A 22,305-nucleotide genomic window follows, 5' to 3' on the forward strand; every position below is an offset into this window, starting at 1 on the left:
AACCACCCGAAGGTGGTTTTGCTACTACTTGGCGGAAGGGGCGTCTATAAATGGGCCCTCCGAAGAACTCCATCATTGCCCTGAAACCCTTTATCTATATAGGTTTTTTGGTTAACCACACTCCCGACTAGCCCTCTCTAATCCACTAAAATCTATGCATTGGTGGTGGGTACAGTGGTGGGTAGAGAACGGGACATTGAGGCTTGGAAGAAGGTAAAAAAATCAGCTTTACGGCACGAGGTCTTGGGTCAATCATAAGTCCTGGGTACCATGCCGACCCTGAATCAAAGGGTCTATATATCCAAGTATCAAAAGGGGTAAATAGCTTTAAGCGTAGCTGGATTTTTCGCTACACCAGCCCCACTCTATTTAAAAGACGTGAAATGGGTCTGGGATCCCTGGAGGCCAGATCTTTAGCTGATGCGCGCCGAAAAACTCTTGAATTGCGTCAACTGGTCATGGATGGCATCGACCCGACCGAGGATCGCTGTAAGGCTAAAAGCAAAAGAATTGCAGCTTTTGATAGTGGCATCACCTTTAAAGAAGCTGCCGAACTCTGTATCGAGGCCAGGAAAGCGGAATGGAAGAGCTCCAAGCACGCTGACCAATGGAGAAATACGATTGCCACCTTTGCATATCCCGAGATAGGTGAATTACGCGTAGACCAGATCAACACCAGCCATATCGCCAAATTACTAGAGCAAGAAATTAAAAAGAAGAATGGCGCTGTTGAGGGTACGTTTTGGAATGTACGTACCGAGACCGCCACTAGGGTTAGACAACGCATTGAGGTGATTTTTGATTGGTGCAAGGCCCATGAGTACATCAAGGGAGATAACCCGGCACGCCTAAAAGGTGCGTTAGGACATTTACTGCCTAAGGCTAAAAAGATTCAGAAGAAGAGCCATCACCCCGCCCTACCGTTTCAGCGGATTGGGGAATTTGTAAAAGATCTTCGTGAACACAATGGTTATTCTGCCTTGGCATTGGAGCTATTGATTCTGACTGCCACTCGCACAAGCGAAGTCATTGAAGCCAAGTGGGCTGAGTTCAATTTAGAAGCTAAGGTATGGGTAATTCCTGCGGCGCGAATGAAGGCCGGCAAAGAGCATCGCGTTCCACTAAACGCTAGGGCAATGGAAATTCTTGAACATCTCAAAACAATTAGTGTGAGTGGTTATTTATTTCCAGGAGCCCTGCATAAAGAAGAATCTCATCTTTCTAATATGGCGCTACTGTCTATGATGAGAAAGATGCCAAAGTATTCTGGATATGTTCCCCACGGCTTTAGATCAACATTCAGAGATTGGGCGGCCGAGACTACTGACTATCCGAATGAAACCGTTGAGCTAGCTTTGGCACATACCATAAAAAATAAGGCTGAGGCTGCATATAGAAGGCAGGATCAGCTGGAGAAGCGGATTAGATTGATGGGTGACTGGGTAAAATATATTCAGAACACTTAATCATTTGAAGACGCAGTTAATTCAACGTGAAATCTTCATCATGTTCACTCGCAGCTATATTAGTTATTTGTTTCCGTCCATTTTTTCCATAATTTCGCCTTGCCGATGCCAGCACACGAGATAATTCATTGCGAAAATCTATACTACGCTCCTCAAGAGGATCACTACACCACTGGGCTGGAAGCCCTCGTTTATGACTTTCTACAATTATTGGCTTAAGAGACTCATGCATGTAGTTATAAAAAACTTCCGCCCTTCGAACGCGATACCTAAGTCGCGCTACCGTATCCCTCTCCGCCTCTATTTTATGACTTAAATCACGCAATTCTTGCCACGCCTTGATATCCGAGATATATGTATCGAACATCATATTTTCAATGAATGTGAAATTTGCCAAAAGTTCGCGAATAACATAGCCACCAAATCGCGAAGGAACAAAGCTAGATGCAATTGTTGGATCACCATGATTGGCTGTAAATAGAAATCTATGCTTACAAAGATCACCTAAAATTCTTTCTGTATAGCTGTCCCCGAAGCCAATTCTTCTCAAATTTTCACAAATCGTTGCACCATCTATAAAAACAAAATTTGATTCAGAGGCATAAGCAACTATTGAAGCTAAAACAAATAACCTAAGGGGCTGCGCCTGGTTAATGGAAATTTTTGAGTCGAAAGGATTTCCAATCGGCGAGGATTCCTCAGAGTAAACTGGTTTTGTACCCAAAATAATCGCACGAAAAGCTTCGTGGCGCGGCAAAATATACTTGCCAGTATGTTTATGGTATTCAATTGCTCGACCTGGATTTGTATAACCCCTTTCAAGAAACTCTCTAGTCATTCTAAGGGCGAGACGAACATCCTCGGTTGCCAATACTTCTATTCGCGTTCCAATTTCAGTGCCTAGAACCGATCCTTGCAATAAGTCAACAATTTGTGATGCATCCTCAACCTGCACTCGCGCCCCATTCTCCGCAATGAACTCTCCTTTTTTTCCAGAAGCGAGATGCTTAACCAGTGAGAAACGCTTTGATAGCACTGACGCAATTCTTGGAGGATCTATCTGCACCGCCTCAAAATCAAAAGCATCAATGACCGGGGAATTTCTATGTTTGGTAAAAGTGCTTTGTCGCAAAGATAGAACTAAATTTAAAGATAGACTTCTAGCGATGGCAAATGCTTCTGTAAGTAATCTTGATTGAATCTCTTCATCCTCTATTTGATCAACGTTATCAATAACGAGAAAGAATGGGGTTTTCCCAGTGGCATACTGAAGAATTCTTTCAACATATGGATTTACCTTTTGATAGTCATCCATAATTGTGTCGTTTATGCGTTTATTGACCTCTTCCTCACTTGCGTTACCCACTGCCAAAACCTTCCGCAACGCTTTAATATCACTGGAATAAGCGTGCTTTATACACCGCTCCGAATCCGATAAAAATGGGTCCTCATTTATGTAATCGCGAAGAGATCGAAAAATAAATTCAGTTGCTGAAATACTGGGTGAATTAACTAAAAAATCTAAGTGCAGCCAATGTGGGTATGGTTTGGATACATCTGTAATGAATAGTTCTTTTAGCCTCACCTTTCTCATATAGTGCAAGAAAGTAGTCTTACCCGCTCCAACCGTACCAAGTAGCAAAATAGCCAATGATTTTTGATTGTTACCAGCAGAGACCTGAACTTTTTTAAAAAGCACCTCCGCATCTCTGCTTCGCATGGGCCTTAAAGTTGAGCCTCCAATAGGAGATTCCCTTCTTGTTATATGCATTCTAATTTTATGATCAAATTTCATTGTTTCTGGGGTTGCAACATAGCAACGCTCAAACGAATCATCATCAAGATCAACTACAGAATCAGAAAATGCAGTGATGACTTCTTGTTCGATAATTGGGAAGATCGGATTACTCAGACCCTGCCTAGCATTCGAAGCAAAAAAGCTGCCCAATTTTCTGTTTTCCGTTTGATTGGCAACACGCCCCAGAAGAGCCGTCTCCAAGCTCCCTGAAATTACCGACTCTCGACTCAATAGGTCATAGAATTCTTGATAACTCTCATTTAGCAACTCGTCCAGAGACCAAAATACTAAAGCTGTGGAGTCATTAAACTTAACTTGGTCGTGTCGTTGAGCTGGAAATATGGCCCATGTTGCCCCATTTGTTGCCACCGCAAAATCAATAGCAAATTTTCTTGCATAATCTCGAGCTTGTATGATTGCTTCTCCAAGTTCGCTCTGCAAAAAACTATTCGATAGTTTTACCCGTCGATTACCGGGGGTTATGGAAAAACTGGCACCCACCTTTTTTGCCTCGACAACAATTGCTGCGTTTGCAGTTTTCAAAATATAGTCAGAGTAAGTGGTGCTCCCATCTTCTGTAACATGCTCTTCGGGTGAAATATCTTCATCAAGCCACCCCAAAACATCTCGAAGAATTCGGTCAATAACCTTAAGTCGAGTAGATGCTTCATTAGCATTGTTTAAGAGAATATTTTTATATGAGCCAAGTATCTCTCTTGTGACCTCTATTTTCATAAATTTGACCTAAGCTGTATATTTTAAATTTAAGATAATCAACAGGATACATAAAAATAAGGTTAAGTTACAAAAAATTCACTGGGAATAATTGCGAATAACAAATCCAAATAGAATCAATTCCTCTCAAAATGAGGCACATCCACAAATCCCTTGAAATTCCCGCCCCATCTATTTTTAGGGCTTAGGCTTTCCCAGTATTCACCTACAGTTCGTATTAGCTCTTTATCCCAAACAAGCTTTCCATTCCAGAAGAAGTTCAGATCAATAGCGCACCGCCTTAGGTGATTGCTATTCATAGTCTTTGATCTACCCGTCTTAAAGTAGATTTCTTGTTGCTCTGGTGAGCGCCAAAGCTCTCCTCCTGTAATGACCCACCCTTCCGCAGTAGCAAACTGAATAAGCCTACTCACATCGATCAAGAATGCGGCTTGCTCCGCAACCAAACCACTCACGCCTTTACTCACTGCGGCTCTTCCTTGTTTCTGGGACTATTCATGCGCATCTCAAAGATCTTCTCTACAGACCTTCCCCCAAAATAAGCCAGCATGACTAATTGACCCCATTCGCCAAGGAGTTTTACATAGGCTTCATTGATATCAATCCCCATGGCGGATAGCAAAGCGAATAAGAGGTAAGCAGTGAGGATATAAACCAAGGTTCCCGGTCTGATGTTCTTCGAGAGCTTTGAATCGCTACCCATATCCGATTGCCAACGATTAGTGGCATTGTCTTGTGAAGCTCGATGCATCTCTGCTAGAAGCTTTGATTCCTCTATTTCAAGTTCTTTTTGCTTTAGGGTGTATTGCAACAAGAGTTGCTCTTGTTCAATCTCTAACTGCTTTAGCTTAATGAGATCTTCCTGACTGGGGTTGTCAGGAATGCGCGCCCCAATCTTGCTCTCAATAAATTCCTTGCCTTTAGCCTGAACTGCACCCGCAAGCAGACCAAGGCCATTGACGGCCAAGGTTTGTACTAGAGAGGTGATGATTGGAAGCATGTCATTAGCTCTTTTCTTGATGCTCGAGGGTATGAATAAGTATGGAAGTCCACCGCCCCACTACCGCCAAGGCTTTTAATTGGTGTTGGCAGTGGGGCGCAATTAAGCGCGCCCACACACCATCGTTACTTCAACACCCACAGCCGCACCCAAACACTGGCCGCTAGCGGCGATCTTCCCCACTGCTAGCGTTTCTTGGCTCCTTTGCTTTCTTGTGTTGAATCTAGCTCGTGAGCTTTTTCTAATGTTTGCTCTTGAACCGGGAGTTTTCCTTCGGCCATTAGCCCCTCTACTATTTCCATTAGGCGATCACCGTCATCCTCACCAAAGACTTTTGCTACGACCTCATGGCCATACTTAGCGCATAGACGGTCGTACTCCTGCTCTGGAGTAATAGTGGTCTTTGATGGGCGCTCGAACACCGTGACGTTCTCGCGCCCAAAGAGATTGCGAAGGATATTGGTCTCATATGGCGGGACATACACATGGATAGTTGTGAAGGCATCCCGGCGCACTACCGCTTCCACCTCTTTAATTTGGAAGTCACTATGAATGAGTTCTTTGTGGTTCATATTGATCTTCCTTATTGAATCGCCAATACCGCATGGGCATTCGCTCGAGAGATTGATAAAGCGCAGCGTAGGTTCACCATGGCGTACATCGCCAAGGTATCGTGCGGACGGATGGGGGCAACGATGTCTAGATCGTCGTCACGCAGCTTCATAAAGCGAGTATTGAGGAAATAGCAGCGCTTACTCCATTCCACCGTGCGATTGGCCATGGCATCAAGCTCATCAAATTGAGGATCCCAGATGATCTCCACGCCTTTAAAGGCAAGGCCTGTGTTTACTCCGGCTCCTACGCCTGCATCGATGTACTTGGTCTCACCAGATCCAGCAATATGAGTCACTGTGACTTGCTTGCGATAGGTATCAATGAACTTACCCCCAGCGATGATGAAGTCCGGGCTACCGCCATGCTTAATACATTGACGCCACCCAGTCTCCATCTCACCCACTAAGTTCCCTGGCGATGTTGATGCAATGTCCTTGACTGCGTAGTTACGCCAGTAGCTTGCTTTGGCTCGATCGATACCACCAACTGTGCCGGCATCCGGTGCCAGGCTGACAAGACTATCTAAGCCAACTACCGCATCAGCGCCATGTGAGCCGTCGCGGTGAAGTTCTAAGTCCAGCTTATTGAGAAAGCCTTCTCTTAAGACTTCTAACTGCTCATCCAAGAGGTTGATGAGTTGTACGCGCTCGTTGTATTCCAGCTGGAAACCTCGCGCCCCACCCTCACGCACTTTGATGCCGTTACTGAATAATCGGTCATAGTCGATATAGAGGCCATCCACCGCTCTACGCCATGGGAATGAGGCTTGCTCAGTCGTATTACGTTTATTGAACTTGACTGTCTCTTCGCCAAAGGCCCAGCTAAAGTTACTACCGTGTTCTTTACGGATGTTCTCGACTACGTTCTGTTTTGCGCCCAATAAGCTCTTACGACCCTCCATCAGTTTTTTAAGGAAAGGTCTCTCTACAGCGATTTGATCGACCGGTAAATTGCGCAAGTACTCATCCAAGGAAACCTTGGCTAACTCTTGCAAGTCTGTATTTGAAATTGGCATATGCCACCCCTATCAATGTATTTATCTATTCGTGAATTGGTTGGCCTCATTCCAATTGATAGAGCGTGAACCTATCCATTACTACGCTGCTAGTCGCGACTCTAGCTTTTACGCGATGGTATGAAGCAGTAGATTGAGTGGTTAGCTCTCACTACATAAATTGATTATTGGGGTGCTTGGTGTGGAGTTTGGATATTTCTGGGGTTTTTATTAGCAATACACACACCCCTGCTTCTATGGTTAAGGCTCCTTTTTGTCACCTTAACCATCGAAATAGTGTCCTTTAGCCCTCGCACATCAAGGTAAGCTTCGCCACCCCTCCGGGGTGACCTTGATTTTATTGATACCTTAGGTATTTTTAATATTCTTTTAACCCATTGTTTTATATGGTTTTTTAACTCTTAATTTATGTTGCATTTGTCCGATATTTGTATATAATTTAAGGACTATGAAAGCACTAGTTAACGCCAAAATCCCTCTCAACGCGCTGATTGCTCGGCGCATTAGCCGTAGCCAAGCCGATAAGGTTTGGACGGCAAAGGATTTTCTCGACTTAGGCAACCGTAGCGCGGTAGACAAAACCCTTCAGCGCCTCACCAATAAAGGTGACTTACGTCGCATCGATCACGGCCTATACGATCGTCCACGGGTTAATCCATTAACCGGCAAAACATCTCAGCCCAACTACCAGAATGTGATCTGGGCTATTGCTAGGCGCGATAGCGCGCGCATGCTCATTGATGGCATGACTGCCGCTAATGACTTAGGGCTAACTAATGCCGTTCCAGGCAAGGTTATCGTGCATACCGACGCACGCATCAAGCCCGTTCAAATTGGAAACCTCACTATTCAATTTAAGTTGGCATCACCTAGTAAGTTAATCTGGGCTAATCGCCCTGCTATGCGTATCGTTCAGGCACTTCACTGGCTCAAAGATGGGATCAAGCAAAAAGATCCTTCCGCTCAAGCTGACATTAAAGCCGCCTTATCTAGAATATTTAATGACCCAAAGGCTGGGGCAAGTATTGCGCGAGACCTCAAGAAGGATCTATCGCACTTACCAGCATGGATGCACCCTTTACTAAAGGGTCTTTCTAGCGATTTACCCCAAATTGCACTCTCTCATTAAACTGAGGGCAAATGAATAGTAATTTCCTTAAAGTACTTCAGGCTAGCGAAAGCGATCGGCGCAATCTCTTTTTAGAGACTGCCGTTCGCTTAGGTACGCCATTACGTAATGTTGAAAAAGACTTTTGGGTCTGCTTTGTCTTGGATTTATTGTTCAACGGCAAATCTGATGGTGAGCCCAGATTACTTTTTAAGGGCGGCACTTCCCTTTCAAAAGCTTATGACTTGATCTCACGCTTTTCTGAAGATATTGATATTACGGTGTATCGGGAAGATATCGGCCATTCAACTGATATAGCAACAATACAAGGCTGGGGCAGAAATAAGCGAAACGAGTACTTGGATACTATTAAGACTGCTTGCTCTGCCTATATTCTTGGCGCTCTGAAAGATCGCCTTACCTTACAAATTCAGAACGAATTAAACGAAGCTGGCATCTCGATGCCTGCTCTTAAGGTTGTCATTGATGTCACCGATAAGGATCAACAGACCTTACTAGTTGAATATCCATCGCTAGAGGCTTCGGGTAAGGATGACTATATTGAATCCAAGGTCAAGATTGAAGCTGGCGCCAAATCAGCGTTAGATCCCAGCAGACTCATCACAATCAATCCCTACGTTGCTCAAGAATTTATCGGCGGCGACTTGAGCGTGCCGAATGTGAATTGTATAGCGCCAGAAAGAACCTTCTGGGATAAGGCGGTCATCGCTCATGGTTTGCGCGCCCGGTTTGAAGCACGGGGAAGCCTAAGGAACGATGGCAATCGCATTTCTCGCCATTACTATGATCTGCATATGCTTTTGAATAATGCAGTTGGTCAAAATGCCATCAAGGATATGAATCTTGGTAAAGAATGCGCCCTTCATGCATCTATCTTCTTTTTTGATAAAGACTCCAAACAAAGTGTTGCTGCAGAAGGTAGTTTTTTAATCTACCCTAGCGATGACATGATTCCTGCGCTCCGCAGAGATTACGAGCAAATGTCCACAATGATTTTTGGTCAAACCCCTACGTTTGATGAAATTCTAAAAACTATTCAATCGGCATCAGCACAACTTCAGGGTAACTAATACCCCGAAGTTGTTAACTTTAGATCCCCATATTACCTAGATGCTGGGCAATTCGATCCATTGGATTACCTGCGCTTGCCAATGGCGCCCCCAATGTTGAGGTTCGCGCCCGAATAGGTTGAGGGCTATGGGTTGCTATAGGCTTGATGCCTCCAAAACTAGGCTCGGGCCTTCCAATCGCCTCATAGATAGATTCAATCATGGTCTGCCACTGCTCTGGTTGATTGCTCTGCACGAAGACTTGCATGTAGAACGGGTCTGACATGTATTTGTTAAAGCAGATCGCCTTATCGGTGTGATCGATTTCATCAGAGCGGGTATTTAAAAACTTGAGCATTTGCAGTTTTGCTTCTGAGACTAATTCGGAAGGCTTTTTCTGACTAGCGGCGATAGTCATCACATTGCCTACGAGTTTGCTTTCTATTTCGTATTTGCGAACTGCATCCTGAAGTGTGGCCACCATAGATTGCAAATCAACAACCTGCTTTTCTAGGTCACGTTTTTCATTAATAACTTTCTGAATACGTTCACATCCTCGCTTTGATTTGATACCGCCAGAAGATTCTGTATTAACACTAGGCTCGGCATCGGGAATCGAATCCGTGGGCCCTGATTTCAATACCCGCTTAATTAGATCTTCACCAGTTTCGATTTGAGCCGCAGTTTGTGAATGCGCATCAACAATGATGGCTGCTGGCGCAGGCAACAATTCACCTAGGTCATGGGCTTGTGGTGCCGCCTTATCTGCTGAAGCGGGCATAAAGGCTGGCACATGCACTTCACCTTTAACAGGTGTAAATATGGGCTCGGGCTCTAGAGCTTCTGACTCCTCTTCTAATACTTCACCCTCATCAATATCCTCAGATAACTTGGCAAGAGATGCATTAGGGGTCTTACTTAAATCATCTAGTAAGTTGGTTGCTTGGCTCCGACCCTGGCTCTTACGTTCCGCCTTTTGTGTTTGTTGTATCTGAGCGCTACGCCCCTTATCTAATTGAGCTTCTGCCTGCCTAGCCTTTGCTTGCGCTATCAATTCAAGCGCGCGCTCTTCTCTTGCCTTATTACGCCTGGCGGCACTCTCGGCGGCATGCTTCTCATAGGCTTCTTTTTCAAGTCGCTCACGCTCTTTCTTGGCCTCTCTATCCTGCACTCTTTGAATTGAGCCACCCTTGCTTAGTACCTCCGACTTAAAACCTTCGACCTCATTTGCTACTTGCGTCATTGCCTGTCTCCTCTTTTAATAAGTTGCTGCTGCAATTCATTTCAGCGTTTGTCTTTTGCCTTCGTTCAGAAAACCAATTCATTCCTAAATTTGGGTCGTCATCGCGTGACCATCCCTCCGTTTGCCTTTCTACATTCGGTATAAATAGATTTGAATCGATACGATCGTCATACCGCAAGAGAGTCTCCTGTAGGAGATTACGGATATGCTCGTAATCCATTCCTCTGGCTTGTAGGTTTTGTATCTGAATTGATAGATTCGTAATCATGGGTAAAACCTTGAGCCAGCTCTCTTTGTCTTCTATTCCGTCTGGTGCGCCGGTAGTACCTGCACGTATTCGTAGATCAACCATGTCAAAGATTCGGTCTTTGGTGAGTTCTGGCCAGTCATAGGTTTTCTCCATGGTCATGACTAGCTCACCATTAATCATGGTGGTCTTAGTACTTGGTGGCCCCATGTAGCGCTCCACCTGTTCTTTAGTGAGCTCTTGCAAAAGTACTTGGGCGCTGTATTGGGCTATCTCTTGTAGCCAATCTTCTATCTGGTCTTTGAATTCAAATACGCGCCCAGATAAGGCTCTTTGCAAGATGTTGGCTTCGGTGGCTGTCTTGGGTCGCACGACGGTGGAGCGCGCAGCATCTTGAAGGCCAGTGACTTGCTCCCAGTCATAACGCACTGCGCTGGTGTCATAGACAATCGGGTCGATCTTGGGATGCCCTCTAGGGATGATGACTTGGTTTAGAGGCTTACCTTCAGTATCGACAATCGTGATCTCACCGAATCTTGAATCCGAGTGCTTTTTGATGGTCTTTTCATTGATATCGGCTGATGCTACCCACCCCGGAATGCAGAGGTCTCGATGTTGATTAAACCGATCCCTGGCTTCGTTATGTTCATCCTGCAATCGCTCAGTCAGATCAACCAGGCTTGGACCAACGAACTGACCATCGACTACTTGGTATGGCAATAAGAAGAATGGGTACCAGCGCTCTCCTGCCCTGGGTGGTGAATAAGGTGCACGAAGCCATTCAGTCGCGCCCTCCACCATGGTGTAAACACGTTGGGTGGCTCTATCCCAGATCTCTAGCACTGCTATTTGCTGATCATCAGTCACTAAGCCTGAACCAGCATTCATCTGCATTGAGGCTAAGCGTTTAGCTTTCTTATGGGATGGTTCGCCTTGGCCAGGTTGATAGATCTTGGCATTAGCTAAGTTCTTTTTATAGAGCGCTTCTGCTTGGCCGCGCTTCATTGGGATGATTTGGCAGATCCAATCGGCATCGGTGTAATCCCAGAACTCGCAGATCGAGGGATCGATGAGGAGGTTTTCTGTAAGGACTCTGTCGATTACTAAGCCTTCAGCCGATTGCACTTCTGATTGCTCATGCAAGGATTTGATAAGCTCTTCTAGCTCTGCTCTCTTGGCATCATGATGATGGGCTTGATCTGAATCTTGGAGATCCCTCTCTAACTCCTTGATGGCCAGCAGATTTTCCTCTGCATCGTTGATACGGCTTTGGATATATCCGTCTTTGCTTGGATCTCTTTGATACATCACCTTGAGAATGCCAAAGCTGCAGGTCAGCGCTGCTCTTACGGTGGACTTTGCTCGATTCTTAAGCTGCGCATGCTCTAAGGCTCTATTGGTGACCTTATCTAGCGTTTTACAGAAGAGCTTGATATCCGCACCCGAGTGGGTTGGCGTAGTAGATATTTCTGGGTTGCGTGCATAGACGTTAGGCAGTACTGCCGAGATGGTGCCGTGTATGAGATTGGCTCTTAGGCTATAGAAGTCTTTGCCAGTAGGGTCGGCATTCCAGTTAAAGCCAGCTACTGTGTTGCGGTTGTGTCTTACGCGTTTATGAAATGTTGCCCAGTGAGCGCGCGCATGCGTGATGCGGGCGGTCCATTTTTGTTGGAGGGCTTTTGAGTCTTGGGGCACATCCTCTTTATAAAATCAGGATGCGTAGTCAAAGACTTTATCTAGAATAAATCTTTGCCATGTCAATGAGCGCCCAGCACTTCACCAACGATATCGCCATCCGCAATGCTAAATAAAATCATCTCTACTTTGGTAACCCCAAATTTATCATTTTGCCCAAAGACTTGGTTCGCTATTTCGATCAAAATATTGCAGTAGTTCTGGTATGCATATCCCTGATCTATATAAACCTCTTTCCCAAGAGAATTAATCATTGATGACTTCATTGACTTTTCACTGTTCATCCTTTTGTTGAGCTCTTCCTTAAAGACTAATTTGATTCTTTCGGATCCAAGCACTCTTTTATAGAGCTCTTGCTCATATGAGAAAAAATTAATCAGAGAATTTCGCCCCTCCGAGGCCGGAAAGAATTTTCCAGAATGACCCTCCTTAAATAATAGCCAATTAAGACTGTAGATAACCCTCACATCATAAATAGCGCGTCTTTCTGGGTATTGAAATGCCAGGGCCTTTGACCAACTCGCAATCCTAGAAAATTCAAACTTTCCATCATTGTCATGATGAGTCTTAATCGCCCCGGCAATGCTAGCGGTTAAATTTTCATCCTTACCAGTCTTAATCCCACCCCAGTTTTTTACTATCCACTCATATGTAGATTTTTTATTTTCTGCATTGCACGTATTTAAGTATTCCTCAAGCAATGCTCTTAACTTAATAGTTTTTCCATAAGAACTTAATATTTCACTATTGGAGGATTTCTGCAAGATTTCGCTAAATCCATCGCGTAACTCATTAGGCAACTCTGGAAGCGACCACTTATAAATCCTTGCTAAGGCATCTGGACTCTCGTAATTTTGAAGTTTTTTAGCTATTTTTTTAACAATTTCAACGGGAAAAATATCCGAGCTTTTATTTTCTGCTATCAATTTTTAACTCCAGAAAAAGCATGTGTAATTTTGATCATAGCTAGGGTGTCTTGCTCGCAATACTTTAATAACCCCTCATGCATTTGTTTTCTTTTTTCATCGCCGGTTTTTGTATCAATAATTTCTCGATAAGCGTCTTGCGCCATTCCACCATTTCCAACCAGAAGATTAGAGTAATTGAGTTCAGGCGCAATAGTTGGCAACACTGCCTTTATGGACCATGAGCCCTTCATATCGGGATGGTAATAATGATTTCTAGCAATCGGCAATAAATCAAATAATCTATCCACTGCAGCTAAAAGTGCCGTAGATAGATCTGGAAAATAAGTAGCAAGCTCTTTCATGCGAGCACCTTCAAAAGGGGCGTTATAGACAACTATTGGCCCACCCTCACCCAGGACATTTACAAGACTCTCGGCAAAAGCTCTGCGGGGATCAGAACCAGTTGTATCCAAAAATTCTTGGTGGGTAATATTTCCTTGTGCATCCTCAACGTGACATGACCACTGGAAAGGCAATTGTGTATATGGGCTGGTATTAGCCCACACAGGAACAGCAAAGGCTATCGTTTCAAAATCAAGATAATAACGAGGGTACGCAAGCGCCTGAACCAATTGGGTAGCTTCATCATCTAACTCAGGAAGACCACTTAAACTACTTCGGTGAACTCGTATATGCTTTGGATTTTCAAATCGTTCGGCAGGCACTTCACGCAAATCCTTATACCCCTCAGATTTAAGCTTGGATGCCAAGGCTTTGCCATAAGGCAGAATGCTAACTGGGTACTCAACATCCATCTCCTGAGGTGCGCAATGCTCTTGAAATGAGCACTCAAATGGACTAGAACATTGGCTTCCTGGCTTGGTGTCGGGCTCATCCTTGAGACTCAATGTTGCTTTGGCGGACTCAACCCACTCATTCACCTCATCCGGTACCGCAACCTCCTCCGTTAAATCAACCTCCGAAAACAATCCCTGGTAATTTGCATATCCAGGGTAAACAAAGGAGGAATTGATGTGCGCAAGTGCTACACGCGTTGGGGTCATCCCCGCACGACTCATAACCCATGATTGCACCTTGACATCCTCAAGGTGATACTCTTTCATTGACGTCGATGACTTAACCTCAACCAAGCGATAACCTTTTGCATCCGGCAATAGTAAATCCACGCGCACCAAGACATCATCAGCAATAAATGCTGCCTCAAAAATCGGTACGGTTGCACCCTGTAAAGCCTCAGCCGTTTGAGATAGCGCCTTATCTTTATTCAAGGTCTCAATAAAGATTCCCCCTGGATGAATCTTACGGGCAATATCACCCACTGCATTTCCATCTCTAAAACGAGCCATTGAGGACTCATCCTCAATGGCCAACTCAGGCCTATTAACCTGAAGCCAAAGACGACGGGGGCACTGTCTATTGAGCAGAATTTTTGATTTAGTAAGTTTGGACATAGCGATCCTAGGTGTATTTATTAACTGCCCTCTTCAGGCTAGCAAGAATTTCATTAGCCAAGCCTGATGGCTTTAACACTCTGATGTCATCGCCTTTTGAGAGAATCCACCAACGCAATTGCCAGCTATCAATAACAGTGGCAGCAAGGTGAATTTCACCTTTCTTTTCTGTAATTTTTTGATCTTTGGAAATTCGTGTTTCTTCAAGGATTCTTGCAAGATTGCTTGAAATGAATGCGTTGAGTGTTATGGGTTTTCCACCCCCAAATTGCATGGCTCCATCCTCCACATACTTAAACAAGTCAAAACCTTTAAGTTTCTGAGCTCGCTCATATAAAGACTCAGCTTTTTTAATGCGATGTAGAGCATATAAACGTACATCCTTGTATTCAAAAGCTGTAGCAACTAAGTATGTAACAGTGCCCCGGACTATCAAGCCTAGAGGATTAAGAGTTAACTCAGCCTCCTTTAGATTATTTCCGGAATACAACACCTGAATTTGGTCATCCTGCAAAAGAGCCGTTTGCACAACCTCAAGCACATCAACACCCACATCAGGAGGCAACAAAGCTAAGTTTGGTTGAACGGTTTTAACCTTATCAATCCACCTAGCCGTTTTATTACCCCCCTTTAATGCAGCTAATTTTGATTGGGCCTGCGCAAACTTAGAGCCCAACGCCCTCTTCACTGAAGAAGGCAGCAATGGCTCCAAGGTTTCCTCAATCACTTTTAAAGATAGCGCCTCTGCTAGGGTAAGGCCCGGTAAATCTGCCGATCCATTATTTGGCCATAACCACCCATAAGGCATGCTTGCGTCATTGCACTGAAGGCCGAAGACCTCCTGTAAATCCAATAAATCTCTTTCAACTTGGCGCTTGCTGACGACATATCCGGACTCACCAAGAGCAATCGTTAACTCCTTAGCAGATCTACCCGATCCTCGAGTTGGGAGGAGTTTTAGAAGCTCCCATTGCCTAGCAAGGGTATTTCGGGTCTTATTTGAGGGCATTTAGACTTCCTTGGGCTTGCCAATTAGGATACGTGGATTGCCGCCAACAAATTCCACTTTTATTTTATTTCCCCACCCCCAATTGGGTAACCTTGAAACGATTTTTGAAAAATCCTTTTGATACAGCTCATTTCCAAATTTCGGCTCGTCATTAATTACCTGGACATCAAAAATCTTTCTTCCAGGAACAAGTTGCGATTCAAACCAGGCATTAATTTTTACAACAACTTTAGCAATACCATTTACTAATCCTACGCCATACTCGTCCCGTAATCCAATCTGACAAAGATGCCGCTTATCAATAACCCAATGACCACTGACCGCATCCTGATAACTTTTTCCCGACTTAGTAGCCTTATCGATATTAAAAATCCATACATGTGGAATATCAATTTTCGGAGATACCTCCACGGGGATAACCTCAAATAGATTCTCCTTGGTAACTATCCCACGCGAACTTTGACCGCGTCCAGAATCCTTATTGGCAAGCCCGCCCTTATGAGGCCCTTGAATTCCTAAATCAAATAGATCAATAAATGCGGCCTCAACATCATGAACACTTTCCTCATCTTTAAGATTTCGCCTAATAATAATTAGCTCTACATCCTTGCCCAATCCGTTAATCTCGATTATTTTTGCAAGTTTAGGATGCTTGCTCAGATCCTTATTTAACTTTTGTGCTGTCTGCGCTTCTTTTAGATGATCATTTGGCCTAGAGTTGCCTAGACCATCTTTGCCTCCGGCTTTGCCTATATAAAATATTCTGTCATCACGAGGGTCAACCAGCGCATAGACGTAGTAGCCCAACTTATCTTCGTGAAATTTTCCACCCCAAAAAGCAGTTTGAAGGTTGCTCATAGTATGACCCTTAATTCACAGTTAGTTATTTTTTGCATAGTCAATATCTGACTGATAAATAGATTTATCAAAAATATATTCAATATTACATCCTTAATGCGTCATATTAAGTCGCATTAATTTAAATCTTGAATAGACATATGCGACCTATTTTGTCGTATATGTCTCATAGACTAGCTCCATACCAAAGGAGCTAGCAATGAAATCTACTTATCAAACAAATTCAAAAGCGCATTTGTCAAAATCAACCACTTGGCAGGAGTTTGGGCATATAGAGCCCATTAGAAACTGGTCACTTGAATTAAAGAAGGCAATATCCAAAGGGATAAGCAATGAAGAATGGGCGATTACTGGACGAGCAGTCATGATTCTGCAAGCGAATGATGTCTTTAATCATTCACTATTGACTCAGATCGCCAACGAATCTGGGATGAAGCTCCATACAGCCACGTCTGAGGAATTCGTCAATATGGTGAATTTTGGCTCTTACTCAAGCGAAAGCGGTGCAAACCTAATTTACATTCCCCAGGGAGAGTGGTCTGCAGCATCTACATCTGACAATTGCCCAAGCGCTGACATTATCAAATTCAGAAAAGAGTTGCCTTCTTATCTTGCAGGTATAGATTCTAAATATCCTATTGCCTTCATTACATCAGGAAACGCTTATTCGGAATTAGATGAATCCTTGCGCCAAGTGGGATCGTTTGATAGAAGATTCTCAATTCCTAAACCAAGCTTAACTTCCAGGGGACAAAAATTCATCAGCCTGATTGGAAAAGATATATGTAACAGCTCTCTCAAACTACACCCAGGAAAGGTTGGGAAGCTTTTGGAGATTAACTTTGATGATGGGAGGCGCCAAGAATTAATTGCCTTAGGGATGAAACGCGTCCACGCAAAGGAGTCGAGAAAATTAGAGTTTAATGACTTGGTTTATTTTGCTCTTCATGGGAGCGTAGAAACAGAGAGATTGAAGCATGAGAATATTTCACTCCTAAAGCGTGTTGCAATTCATGAGGCAGGGCATGCGCTAGTGGCACTGATTGATTCCAGTGGCTCCAATATTCCCGAATATTTAACTGTCATGCCTTTTGAGGATAGCGCAGGATTAGCATGCGACTCGTACTCTTATCACCATGAAATTGATGGCCAACAAACCTTTAAAAGTCTGCGCCACAAAATTCGCATCCAGCTGGCAGGTCGCGCTGCTGAGGAGATTTTTTATGGCCCTGAAAATATTAGCGCATGGGGACCTAGGTCTGATTTAGTCAATGCAACCAGGAATGCAAAAAAACTAATCGCAATATGTGGCTTTTCATCAAACATGGAATGTCGGGAATCCAATACCGAGAATCTAGCTGTTATTGATGAGGATGCCAGTCCTGCAGAAGACGCATACGTTGTAAAAAAAGTACGTCAACTGCTTGCGCAGGAATACAAGGTAGTCAGATCGATTATTGAGGCCAATCAGTCCCTCGCCATTAAAATCCAAAAGGAGCTCTTAAAGAAAACCGTCTTAAGCCAAGCAGAACTCAAGAATTTACTTGGTCAGGTAGTTGCATCCTAAGCCGCAGAAATATGATCTATGATTTGTCAGACCACCCCTCAGCGCGCCTCGCTCGCATTACCCCATACCTAGTTGCATCCCAAGCATGGTCCTCGGCATCCGTATCCACATCTTCTGGGTTTAATGAGTCTGGTGGTAATTGGGGGATAGTTCTTAGCCAATGCTTACAGGTTGAGAAGATCTTGAGTCTGTCTTCAGCTAATAGCCGAATGATTTCTTGAGCACCATTCACTCTGCTTCTGGGAGCGTTATAGGCCTCGGTCCACTTGACCTCTTTATCCCTAAAGATCTGGCCAATGGATCTCTCTGCCCCAATCTTTGAGAAGATGGATGGGTCAGCTAGGTTCATGCGATATTCATAGCCAAGGCGTTGGTCATGAATTTCTATCTTTTTGATCTTCTCCGCCACAACCGTTGCATCCTCTCTAGTGCCGGTGTTTTCTTTATCTCCATATCCATAGAGCTCTCGCCATAGGTAATAGACTCCATCGTTAGATAAAGCAAACCAATAGACGGCATATGGCCTGGCATATCCCCAATCCATAGATCGCCAGATCTTCCAAGTCGGTGGAATTGCGAAGGGTTCTACAACGTGCTTAGAGGGCTGCCACACGCCTTCCAAGAAACTTCCCACGTGGATATCCCAATCACCCTCTAACCAGGCTCTGCGCCTGTTTGGGTCGCTTAGCGACTCAAGGCTCATCAGGTAGTTCGGGTCGTTTTTGAGAAGGTGGGTGTTCTCATAAATCGTCGAATGAATTCTGACTCTGGGGAGTGCGCCTTCTTGTCTGATGATTTGCCCCGCCGGTATTGTCCCAATCTGAAATCTTTCCTTCACGGATGCATGACCTACTCCAAATGGATTGCAAGTAGCTCGCACCATCCTTGGCATTCCAGGATGAGATGACCTACAGGTGGAATGCATGGCTTCGTAGAAAGAAAGATTGCGCCAGTTAGTGAGCTCTTCAAATCCTAGCCATGGGTATTCATGACCATGGTAATTCCAGTAGTCGTCTTCATTAGCTCCATAACGAAAGTAAAGCATCTCTCCAGTTGGCCACTTCCACACATAGTCAGATTCATTGAACTTGGCGCCTGGAAAGATTTGATAGAACCAGCGCTTGCTCTTGGCCACTACATCAGCCAATTGTGGATAGGTCAATCGAAAGAGTGTGCCGCGCCAATGATCCCCGAAGCCTCTACCTACATGTTGGGCATAGCTCATGAGCAAGGTATCTGTCTTACCCCCTCCTCTGGTGCCCTCCAGCAATACTTCATAAACAGGGCATGTCAGAAATAAAGTCTGGCTACCGGGCAATGGCGCCCAGATGGTTTTCATTGGTTTTGTTTAATTCAGTAGTGTTTTGCTTTGGCAGCTTGCTCCCACTCGTCTATGCTCATAGCGCTTGGTACGACCAGAACTCCACTTTGTAGAGGTGCGCCATCTTTACCGGTGTGCTCAATGGCAGATAAGCGTGGATGTACGTAAGGCGCAGCATGCCTCCCAACGGTGGCAGCCATGTTCAGAAGTTTTATGCGCGCTTCATTTGCTAATGCCTTATCGCCAAGCTGCTCTTCTTGAAGATTTCCAGCTTCTTCGTATAACTGGTGCATTACCTTCATCATGACCTCTAGGGGTGTGATCCCCTGTGTTGTAACAGCCTCAGCAATCTGGCGGGTACGCTTTGTTAGGCTGCCAGTCTTCCGACCTGCCCCCTGTCTTTTTCCACCCTTTGATTTCTTTTGATTGTTTTCAATCATGGGATGGGGGTTGGTTCTTTGATGAGTTTCAAAAGATGGGGTTGCAATGCAACTGAATCTCCAATGGGTTCATCAAACTCGATGATGATTCTTTGGAACAAGTCATGACGGCTTTGGGCTCCGCGATGCTTTACGACGGTACCTACGCGCCCACTTGGGGTCTTCACTTTTGATCCGATGGGAAAGTCTTCCATATCTAGACGATCAATGACGCCTGCAATAGCTTGATTAGTTTGCATTAGATGCCTCTTGACGTTTACGTAGTTCGGCAAAGATTCGGGTTTTGAAGCAGTCGTAGCTTTCAGAGCCTTGGGCTTTCATCGCCAGCTCCCTGCCCTTAGCGTCTACCCCTTCATTGGTTTTCCACCAGGCATCTTCGTCTGCGCTGGCAGCTTCTGCCTTCTTACGCGCCCCTTTGAGTATGGCCAAGACATAGCCTGCATTGATCGGGGTTGGGTTTGAGACCTTCATGCGCGTTTCCTTGGCTGTGGCGATAGCTTCTGCCACCTCGGCTTCCGTTGCCCCGAGATTGACGATGTCGCGTATGCGGTAGTCATCAACCGCTATGGGTCTACCCTCCTTACTGATCATGGCTGCAAAGCTTTTGTATTTTTCGATACGCCCCTGAAAAAGTTTTTCTTCGTCAGTTTGCATGGGTGCTCCTTGGGGAATTTTTTCCTTTTCACCCCCATTGTTTTGTTTGCCTGGTGTATGGAGATTGGCTACTGGTGACTGGTGTTTGGTGTCTGGTGAGCAATGCGTTCGCATTGCGGTCGCATTGCGAACGCATCCAATATTTGGAGTGATTTCTGGCTGAGATTCGTCCGATGGAAATGATTGCCACCTACCTTCTGCGCTCCGCCTCGCTTTGAGTTGCTTATCCTTGAAGCGGGCTATTTCATGGTCACAGCGCTCTTGTCTCCAGCCATTATCAGTGAGGGTAAAAAATTCATTGAGAACGGAGATAACTGCATTTTTTTCTTCTTTTGATCGTGCGTTGATCAATCTTTGTACCAACTTGATTTCGATAGGTAGCGGTTTTTCTGTGGCGTAGTACTTTCGAATGAGGCGGCTGTAGGTTGCATCCTCTATGAATGTAAGATGCGCAGTCGCTTCTGCGTAATCTCCAATGTGATGCTCGTAGTAATTCATCTCAATCTGTCTCCGTGTAGTTCTTTTTCTTGCGCGCAATATTTTTTGCAAGAGATGAATCTAACAATCGGAAAGCGTATCGTCAAACGCGTTTTTTCTGAATTTTTCTTTAATTTATTTATTTATCAAATCTCTGTAATCCATATTTGAGATATTCGTGAGAATGATTTTCTTTATCTGAAGTGTTTGTTGATCTACGCATGTCCACTAACCTCTTTGCGCTATCAGAAAGTTCTGACAAGTCTGTAGCCATTTATTTATATGGCTTGTGACACTTCTATGAATAAATATTTTTTTGTAGTCAAAAATTAATATGCGTCCTCAAAGTGGGTATTGACATTTGATTGACCACCAAAATTTCATTGACTACATTGCACTTTAGCAGCACACAAAATGATTCATAACAAAACACAATAGGAGATTAAATTTAATGGTGGCATTTCGTTTGTATAGCTTGTATCGATCTTATGGATACACAAAAATGAGTTCTGCAAAGATGGCATTGCAGGTTTATCGTAAAAATGTAAAACGCGCCCGCTAAGGAAATGATCATGAATGACATCACATCTAGAGATATGAACGTGACCTTAATGCGAATTCCTCAAATTTTGAAAATGATGCCGATTTCTAAATCTAAGTTTTGGCTCATGGTGCAGAAAGGTGAATTTCCAAAGCCGATCAAAATTGGCAGGTCATCCTTTTGGACGTTTGAGCAAGTTCAGACTTTTATTGGGGAAAGGGCAAGGCAATCCACCAATTGAAAAATGGCTATTTCCTGAGCTTATGCTATCTATCCTACGGAAAACTCAGGAGATAACTATGCATGCAGTGAATTTATCCAAGCGACTTAGCGTTGAGGTCTTTGACCATAACCGACCCATAGATGAGAGTGCTTGGATTGAAATTGGGAACTATGAAGATCTGGCGCATGCAGTGGATGCATGCAGGAAAGTGATTGATCGGGTCTTATACAAACCACGATATGCATCCCTTACTGGACATGCTTTAATGCAAGAGTATTTAAATTATGGTCCGGTCCCATGCATTCGTGGGGTTGATAATATGGATGCCTTTGACCCTTATGAGTATCTCGAAAGCAAAGCTAAGTTAGGCTGCCAAAAGCACCATGAAAATGCTCTAGGCTTTGGTCTTTAAATAACGGACAACAGTTTCCCAGTCGGGAAACTCAGGGGTGGCAAAGTGGATATGCTCACCCTTGAATCGATCCACCCCATTCTTAAGACGATCATCCACCAAGAAATCTCCATCATTCAGATTCTTATGGTGGCTTAGGATTAAGCGTTTATATGCTGGCTTACCCAGATAGTCTTTCACCCATAGCAGCTTATCGGACCATGCACTTGGGTTATCCCATGGTGCAGTTGAAAGAATATAGGTGTCGAACATGGTAGCCAACTCTTCGTACGCAGCAATTGCACCCGGGATTGGATCCATTAAATAGAAGATGCCGGGGACTTCATCCAATCGATCTTCGTACTGATCTTGTATATGCTCAGGGGTTCTTGCGATTCCTGATGGAAAATCCACTAATACATTATCCATATCTATGTAGAGTGTTTTCATCC

Annotated in this window: 22 protein-coding genes; 6 read left to right on the forward strand and 16 right to left on the reverse strand. The window is 44.3% G+C overall.

The window, feature by feature from the left end; all coding sequences use genetic code 11:
- The first annotated feature begins 203 nt into the window (after positions 1-203).
- A complete protein-coding gene (locus AOC20_RS05455; RefSeq protein ID WP_215359099.1) occupies positions 204-1,466 on the forward strand; it encodes a tyrosine-type recombinase/integrase in 1,263 nt (420 codons plus the stop codon).
- A 16-nt stretch (positions 1,467-1,482) separates the two neighbouring features.
- On the opposite strand, the gene AOC20_RS05460 is transcribed toward AOC20_RS05455, so the two are convergent.
- From AOC20_RS05460 to AOC20_RS05480, 5 genes are all read right to left on the reverse strand, one after another.
- On the reverse strand, positions 1,483-3,999 hold the full coding sequence (locus AOC20_RS05460) for a hypothetical protein (RefSeq protein WP_215359101.1): 2,517 nt from the start codon (positions 3,997-3,999) through the stop codon (positions 1,483-1,485).
- Between the two features lie 116 nt (positions 4,000-4,115).
- Positions 4,116-4,466 carry a M15 family metallopeptidase gene (locus AOC20_RS05465; protein WP_215359103.1) on the reverse strand — a complete coding sequence of 117 codons (351 nt, stop codon included), beginning with the start codon at positions 4,464-4,466 and terminating at the stop codon, positions 4,116-4,118.
- Positions 4,463-4,999 carry a hypothetical protein gene (locus AOC20_RS05470; RefSeq protein ID WP_215359105.1) on the reverse strand — a complete coding sequence of 179 codons (537 nt, stop codon included), beginning with the start codon at positions 4,997-4,999 and terminating at the stop codon, positions 4,463-4,465. The genes AOC20_RS05465 and AOC20_RS05470 overlap by 4 nt, the downstream gene beginning before the upstream one ends.
- A gap of 185 nt (positions 5,000-5,184) precedes the next feature.
- Positions 5,185-5,571 (reverse strand): hypothetical protein, encoded by a 387-nt coding sequence (locus tag AOC20_RS05475; protein WP_215359108.1) that lies wholly within the window; start codon positions 5,569-5,571, stop codon positions 5,185-5,187.
- 11 nt (positions 5,572-5,582) lie between these two features.
- Positions 5,583-6,629 carry a phage major capsid protein gene (locus AOC20_RS05480; protein ID WP_215359110.1) on the reverse strand — a complete coding sequence of 349 codons (1,047 nt, stop codon included), beginning with the start codon at positions 6,627-6,629 and terminating at the stop codon, positions 5,583-5,585.
- Positions 6,630-7,077: 448 nt separating this feature from the next.
- On the opposite strand from AOC20_RS05480, the gene AOC20_RS05485 reads away from it, so the two are divergent.
- Positions 7,078-7,758: a DUF6088 family protein gene (locus AOC20_RS05485; protein WP_215359113.1), complete on the forward strand. Its 681-nt coding sequence runs from the start codon at positions 7,078-7,080 to the stop codon at positions 7,756-7,758.
- A gap of 11 nt (positions 7,759-7,769) precedes the next feature.
- A complete protein-coding gene (locus AOC20_RS05490) occupies positions 7,770-8,828 on the forward strand; it encodes a nucleotidyl transferase AbiEii/AbiGii toxin family protein (RefSeq protein WP_215359115.1) in 1,059 nt (352 codons plus the stop codon).
- A 19-nt stretch (positions 8,829-8,847) separates the two neighbouring features.
- Here the strand turns inward: AOC20_RS05490 and AOC20_RS05495 are convergent, their stop codons facing one another.
- From AOC20_RS05495 to AOC20_RS05520, 6 genes are all read right to left on the reverse strand, one after another.
- Positions 8,848-10,050, reverse strand: a complete 1,203-nt coding sequence (locus tag AOC20_RS05495; protein ID WP_215359117.1) for a hypothetical protein — start codon at positions 10,048-10,050, stop codon at positions 8,848-8,850.
- Positions 10,031-11,992 carry a hypothetical protein gene (locus tag AOC20_RS05500; RefSeq protein WP_215359119.1) on the reverse strand — a complete coding sequence of 654 codons (1,962 nt, stop codon included), beginning with the start codon at positions 11,990-11,992 and terminating at the stop codon, positions 10,031-10,033. The genes AOC20_RS05495 and AOC20_RS05500 overlap by 20 nt, the downstream gene beginning before the upstream one ends.
- 62 nt (positions 11,993-12,054) lie before the next feature.
- Entirely contained in the window at positions 12,055-12,918 is an 864-nt protein-coding gene (locus tag AOC20_RS05505; protein ID WP_215359122.1) for a hypothetical protein, read from the reverse strand.
- Entirely contained in the window at positions 12,915-14,372 is a 1,458-nt protein-coding gene (locus AOC20_RS09730; RefSeq protein WP_251373064.1) for a DUF2779 domain-containing protein, read from the reverse strand. The genes AOC20_RS05505 and AOC20_RS09730 overlap by 4 nt, the downstream gene beginning before the upstream one ends.
- Positions 14,373-14,379: 7 nt before the next feature.
- Positions 14,380-15,381, reverse strand: a complete 1,002-nt coding sequence (locus tag AOC20_RS05515; protein WP_215359124.1) for a helix-turn-helix transcriptional regulator — start codon at positions 15,379-15,381, stop codon at positions 14,380-14,382.
- The gene (locus AOC20_RS05520) at positions 15,382-16,239 is read right to left on the reverse strand and encodes an LEM-3-like GIY-YIG domain-containing protein (RefSeq protein ID WP_215359126.1); all 858 of its coding nucleotides are present in this window, start codon (positions 16,237-16,239) and stop codon (positions 15,382-15,384) included.
- 199 nt (positions 16,240-16,438) lie between these two features.
- Between AOC20_RS05520 and AOC20_RS05525 the strand changes: the two genes are divergently transcribed.
- Complete coding sequence (locus AOC20_RS05525) at positions 16,439-17,806, forward strand: M41 family metallopeptidase (RefSeq protein WP_215359128.1); 1,368 nt, start codon at positions 16,439-16,441, stop codon at positions 17,804-17,806.
- A 16-nt stretch (positions 17,807-17,822) separates the two neighbouring features.
- On the opposite strand, the gene AOC20_RS05530 is transcribed toward AOC20_RS05525, so the two are convergent.
- From AOC20_RS05530 to AOC20_RS05545, 4 genes are read right to left on the reverse strand one after another with little or no spacing between them, the layout of a single operon-like run.
- The gene (locus AOC20_RS05530; protein WP_215359130.1) at positions 17,823-19,145 is read right to left on the reverse strand and encodes a terminase family protein; all 1,323 of its coding nucleotides are present in this window, start codon (positions 19,143-19,145) and stop codon (positions 17,823-17,825) included.
- A 14-nt stretch (positions 19,146-19,159) separates the two neighbouring features.
- The gene (locus tag AOC20_RS05535; RefSeq protein WP_215359132.1) at positions 19,160-19,567 is read right to left on the reverse strand and encodes a hypothetical protein; all 408 of its coding nucleotides are present in this window, start codon (positions 19,565-19,567) and stop codon (positions 19,160-19,162) included.
- A complete protein-coding gene (locus tag AOC20_RS05540; RefSeq protein WP_215359135.1) occupies positions 19,564-19,806 on the reverse strand; it encodes a hypothetical protein in 243 nt (80 codons plus the stop codon). Before AOC20_RS05540 ends, AOC20_RS05535 begins: the two co-directional genes overlap by 4 nt.
- Positions 19,796-20,719: a YdaU family protein gene (locus AOC20_RS05545; protein ID WP_215359137.1), complete on the reverse strand. Its 924-nt coding sequence runs from the start codon at positions 20,717-20,719 to the stop codon at positions 19,796-19,798. Before AOC20_RS05545 ends, AOC20_RS05540 begins: the two co-directional genes overlap by 11 nt.
- 551 nt (positions 20,720-21,270) lie before the next feature.
- Here AOC20_RS05545 and AOC20_RS05550 point away from each other — a divergent pair.
- Positions 21,271-21,480, forward strand: a complete 210-nt coding sequence (locus AOC20_RS05550) for a helix-turn-helix transcriptional regulator (protein WP_215359139.1) — start codon at positions 21,271-21,273, stop codon at positions 21,478-21,480.
- Between the two features lie 58 nt (positions 21,481-21,538).
- Positions 21,539-21,874: a hypothetical protein gene (locus AOC20_RS05555; protein WP_215359140.1), complete on the forward strand. Its 336-nt coding sequence runs from the start codon at positions 21,539-21,541 to the stop codon at positions 21,872-21,874.
- Here the strand turns inward: AOC20_RS05555 and AOC20_RS05560 are convergent.
- Positions 21,857-22,303 (reverse strand): 5' nucleotidase, NT5C type, encoded by a 447-nt coding sequence (locus AOC20_RS05560; protein ID WP_215359142.1) that lies wholly within the window; start codon positions 22,301-22,303, stop codon positions 21,857-21,859. The two genes, AOC20_RS05555 and AOC20_RS05560, sit on opposite strands and share 18 nt — an antisense overlap.
- Between the last annotated feature and the right edge of the window lie 2 nt (positions 22,304-22,305).

The sequence above is a fragment of the Polynucleobacter ibericus genome (genome assembly GCF_018687955.1).
Lineage (GTDB): Bacteria > Pseudomonadota > Gammaproteobacteria > Burkholderiales > Burkholderiaceae > Polynucleobacter > Polynucleobacter ibericus.